We start from the raw sequence: 241 nt of genomic DNA, 5'->3' as shown, positions 1-241 counted from the left end.
TGTTCATGACCCTGCTGGCCGGCTGGTCGATCCTGCTGGCGCGGCTGAGCGGGCAGTCAGACATCGTGATCGGCACCCCGGTGGCCAACCGCCAGCGCAGCGAGATCGAAGCCATGATCGGCTTCTTTGCCAACACCCTGGCGCTGCGGGTGCAACTGGCAGACGACCCGAGCGTGGCCGCCCTGCTGGCGCAAGTCAAGGACAGCACCCTGGGCGCCTACGCGCACCAGGACGTGCCGTT

The 241-nt window shown here is 67.6% G+C and carries 1 protein-coding gene; it reads left to right on the top strand.

What is annotated here, in order from left to right:
* Nucleotides 1–241: condensation domain-containing protein (locus KVP70_RS33935; protein ID WP_217946814.1), on the top strand; the 241-nt coding region annotated here is incomplete at both ends.

Source organism: Duganella violaceipulchra (assembly GCF_019166075.1).
Taxonomy (GTDB): Bacteria; Pseudomonadota; Gammaproteobacteria; order Burkholderiales; family Burkholderiaceae_D; genus Rugamonas; species Rugamonas violaceipulchra.
The sequence above is the reverse complement of the archived record's forward strand: the minus strand, read 5'-3'. Positions and strand labels throughout refer to the sequence as shown.